This window comes from Geomonas sp. (assembly GCF_056994735.1).
Genome location: NZ_JBXKJL010000152.1, coordinates 1 through 4,463 on the forward strand (window position 1 = coordinate 1; position 4,463 = coordinate 4,463).

Annotated in this window: 4 protein-coding genes; all 4 read left to right on the plus strand. The window is 60.1% G+C overall.

Annotation, left to right across the window (positions count from 1 at the left end; translation table 11 throughout):
* Positions 1 to 200 precede the first annotated feature (200 nt).
* Positions 201 to 1,151: a DUF2950 domain-containing protein gene (locus AC11W3_RS07165; RefSeq protein WP_484088900.1), complete on the plus strand. Its 951-nt coding sequence runs from the start codon at positions 201 to 203 to the stop codon at positions 1,149 to 1,151.
* Between the two features lie 358 nt (positions 1,152 to 1,509).
* On the plus strand, positions 1,510 to 3,186 hold the full coding sequence (locus AC11W3_RS07170) for a sigma-54 interaction domain-containing protein (RefSeq protein WP_484088901.1): 1,677 nt from the start codon (positions 1,510 to 1,512) through the stop codon (positions 3,184 to 3,186).
* A 131-nt stretch (positions 3,187 to 3,317) separates the two neighbouring features.
* A complete protein-coding gene (locus tag AC11W3_RS07175; RefSeq protein WP_484092732.1) occupies positions 3,318 to 3,686 on the plus strand; it encodes a putative quinol monooxygenase in 369 nt (122 codons plus the stop codon).
* 107 nt (positions 3,687 to 3,793) lie between these two features.
* A complete protein-coding gene (locus tag AC11W3_RS07180; RefSeq protein WP_484088903.1) occupies positions 3,794 to 4,393 on the plus strand; it encodes a hypothetical protein in 600 nt (199 codons plus the stop codon).
* Positions 4,394 to 4,463: the final 70 nt, after the last annotated feature.

Genomic DNA, 4,463 nt, shown 5'->3' on the forward strand with positions numbered 1-4,463 from the left:
TCGGCCGGAGGATTTAGTGGTGGCGGTAGGGGCGCAGGCGCTGGCGGTGGATTTGGTGGCGGTCGTGGCGGTGGCGGCCGCGGCGGTGGCGGTCGTGGCGGTGGTCGCAGGTAGCGAGTTCGTCACCTTGCCAGCCGCGCATCCAATAGAGTCGGCGCAGATACCACCGGCTCAAGGACATGATAAACGGAGGACCCACCATGATAGTCATGACATTACGCAGAATTCCCGCTTGCCTCCTTCTGCTGCTCACCCTGCTGCTCGTCGTGTCGGTTGGTGTGCCGGCTCTGGCTGCGCCTCCCCCAAACAGGCAGAAGTCATTTGCTACACCGGAAAAGGCGGCGGAAAGCCTGGTTGCCGCGGTGAGGAACGAGGACAAGAAGGAAGTGGCCGCGATCTTCGGCCCCGGTTCCGCGGAAATCATCTCATCGGGTGACCCCGTTGCCGACAAGGCGGGTCGAGAGACATTCGTGACCCTCTACGATGAAAAACATGCCATCGAGACCACCGGTCCCGGCAAGGCAATACTCTCCATCGGAAAAGAGGATTACCCCTTCGCGATCCCCCTCATCAAGAAGGGCGATGCCTGGTTCTTCGATACCATGGGGGGAAAGCAGGAGCTACTGAACAGGCGGATAGGCCGCAACGAGCTGGCGGTGATCGATGTTCTACAGGCCTATGTCGAAGCCCAGCACGAGTACGCATCCAGAGAGCGGGCCGGCAAAGGGGTCACGGAGTTCGCCCAGCGGATCCGCAGCACGCCAGGGAAAAAAGACGGCCTGTACTGGGAAGTGAAGGAAGGTGAGGAGGAGAGCCCCTTCGGGCCGCTGGCGGCAGAGGCCGCCCGGGAAGGCTATACAAAACCGGGGAGCGAAAAACCTTCACCTTATCACGGCTATTATTTCAGGATCCTGAAGGTACAGGGGAAGAACGCTCAGGGAGGGGCCTACAACTACGTGGTCAACGGCAGGATGGTCCTTGGCTTCGCCATGGTGGCGTACCCGGCACAGTACGGCTCCTCCGGCATCATGACCTTCATCGTCAATCAGAACGGGGTGGTCTACCAAAAGGACCTTGGCAAGGAGACCGGCAAGATCGCGGCGGCCATCAAGCGCTACGATCCGGACAAGAGCTGGAAGAAGGTCGAGTAAACTCGATCGACGCAGGTACCGGTGCCTCCCTCGGCGGATCGACCCGCTGAATGCGTGCCGGCGTCTTCTCTTCGCGAAACTATTCCCACCTGAACGCGCCCTCCGACCAGAGCGGCGGGCGCGTCCCAACCGATCTCATCGACCCTCAAGATCACAAAGGCGATATCTCGCACCGCGCCCCGCTCTTCCCCGAGCTGACGGACTTGGAGACGGTATATCGTCCGGGGTCGAATTGCCGACTTGCACGGGGGGAAACATCTGTTATCCATGAAGGGAGCGGGCTGAGACGTGGCAAGGCCCGCTCCCCACAGCAGGCGAACTTCCCGCTCTTCGGGTCAGCATCAATGAGGGAAATGCCATGCCGCATCCAGCCCTGCCGATAACGCCGGGAAACGAACCGGCCCGAAAATCGTTAGCCCCCTTTCCCGAGTGGGAACCACTCCCCGACAGCCAGCCTGACCCGATGCAGGAAATCCTGGAGGCGGAGCTGCTCGTCTCGCGGCTAATCTCCGGGATCTCCTGCAGACTCATCAACGCCACGGAGATGGGGGTAGAGAGCGAGATCGTCTCGGCCCTGGAGCAGGTTCGAAAAAGAGCCGGATTTGACCGCTTCTGCCTGCTGACCTTTTCCCCCGACAAATGCGAGGCGATGGTCACACATGCCTCGTATGGCGATGGTATTGTTCCCCTCCCGGAAAGAATCGACATCAGACTGCTCTTTTCCCTGGCGGACGAGAATCAGCCGCGCACGGAGACCGTCCGCTTCTCTTCCCTCGACGAGTTACCCCAGGAAACCGCGCCTGACCGGCAAAGCTGGCAAGGGCTGGGGGAGGCGAACCTCATCCTCCCCATTGAAGTTGCGGGTTCCCTCGAGTATCTCCTCTTCGCCTCTCACCTTGGCGCCACCCGCTCCTGCGAGGCGTGGCTCTCCCCCCCCCTGCGCCTGCTGGGTGAACTCTTCGCCAATGCGCTCCTCCGCTTAAGAGGTGAAGCCGCGAAGCGTGAAGCCCAGGCCGAGATCGAGCGTCTGAGGGAAAATCTGATGTCGGAAGCGGAACATCTCCAGTCGGAACGGGTCTGTTCCCGGCACCACGAGGAGATGGTCGGCCAGAGCGCCGCCCTCGCCAGAACCTTGGCCCTGACCGAACAGGTCGCTCCGACGGATTCGACGGTGCTCATCTACGGCGAGACCGGCACCGGGAAGGAGCTGGTCGCCCAGGCGATCCATAAACTCGGGACGCGCCGGAACAAAGCCATGGTAAAGGTGAACTGCGCGTCGTTGCCGGCAGCGCTTGTCGAGAGTGAACTCTTCGGCCGTGAAAAGGGGGCCTACACCGGCGCCCTGACGCGGCAGGCCGGGCGCTTCGAGTTGGCCGACGGCGGGACGATTTTTCTGGACGAGATAGCGGAGATGTCGCTGGAACTCCAGGTAAAGCTCCTGAGGGTATTGCAGGAGGGGCAGTTCGAGCGGCTGGGGAGCTCGAAAACCATCCAGGTGGACGTGCGGATCATTGCGGCCACCAACCGCAATCTTGCCGAAGAGGTGAGGAAGGGAAACTTCAGGGAGGATCTCTATTACCGCCTCAACGTATTCCAGATCGTCGTTCCGCCACTCCGTGAGCGAATCGAGGACATCCCCCTTCTGGTCTGGAGCTTCGTCCAGGAGTTAGGGGAAAAGATGGGTAAGAAGATCAACAGGATCTCCAAAGAGGATATGGCTGCCCTGCAGTGCTACCCCTGGCCGGGAAATATCCGGGAATTGCGCAACGTGGTGGAGCATGCCGTCATAGTAAGCAGCGGCGACAGACTGCAGGTGCGGCTGCCGGAAAAGGCACACGAGGAAAACGCCGGTATCCGGACCCTGGAGGAGTACGAAATCATCCACATCCGGGAAGCCCTCCGCCTGACCGGCGGGCGGATCAAGGGAGAGGGGGGGGCCGCCAGGCTGCTCGGCCTGAATCCATCCACTCTCTATTCCCGCATGCAAAAGTTTGGAATCAGCCATCGCCCCGCCAGGGACGAGATCTCGCCTTAAAGACGACATACCGACCCCAGCGTCTCCCCCCCCCACCCCCCACACCTCGCAACTCCTGATAAGTGACTGATCGGAAACGCTTTCACATTACGTTCCAGCTTTGGCACGGATCTGGGATTGGGGTAGAAGCCATGATCCTTTCCATGCTGAAAATATTCCCGATCCCCACCAAGGAGCGGGAAATCCTCGACATCCTCCTCTCGGTGAGAGGGCCAACCATTGCCGCTTCAGGGTGCCTCGAATGCAGCATCTACGAGGAGCATGACGATGAGCATGCCATCGTCTACCTGGAAAGATGGCGCTCGAGGGAGATGATGATCAGTCACATCCGTTCCTTTCTCTATCCCAGGGTACTCAAGGCGCTGGAACTCTCAGAACGGCAACCGGAAATACGCTTCTTTGAAATCGCGGCTACCGAGGGGTTTGAGCTGATAGAAAGGGAGCGGTCCTCGGCAGTTGAAGCCCCGCAGCAAGGAAAGCTACGGGGAGCCGTTAGCTAAACTAAAACTGAAAAAGGAGGAATGAACATGATGAGAAACAGGAAGGGAGCTGATTACGAATCAGCAGCAGCCGTGGATGTCGGCGCTGCAGCACAAGGAGGAACACTATGAAAAAGCTCACGGCGATCTTGTCCGCCGCTGCCATTCTTGCCCTGCCGTCGGTCGCCATGGCCACCGACGCGGAGCAGGCCACTGCCCAGCAGAAAGGAGAAGGAAGAGTGGTCGCTGAAACCATGGTGGCGGAAAACGCCACGGTCAAGGCGCTAGACATGAAAAAACGCACCATCACCCTGCTGTTGTCTGACGGCAGGCAAGAGACCTTCGTGGTCGACAAGGCGGTCAGGAAACTGGGGCAGGTGAAGGTCGGCGACACGGTGAAGACGCGCTATCACGAGGCGGTATCGGTAAAGATCAACAAGGTCAAGGTTGCCCCGGGAGTAAAGGTCGAGGCCGGGGTGAGCCCCGATGAGAAATCGGTCAAGCCGGCAGGGACCGCAACCATGCGGGTGACCACCACCGCCAGTATCGAGAAGATCCACGACAAGGGCAGGAAGGTGACACTGCGCATGCCCGACGGCAACAGCACCGACGTCGAGGTGCGTGATCCGGAGAATCTGGCAAAGATAAAGAGAGGCGAGGTCAAGGAGGGAGACCAGATCGAGATAACCTATCGCAGGGCGGTCGCCATTTCCGTGGAAAAGAAATAGCTAACGGCGGAACCCTTTTCCCCGACGACCAGGCCGCGGCCATCGGCTCCTGCAGGGAGGTGGCCGCGGT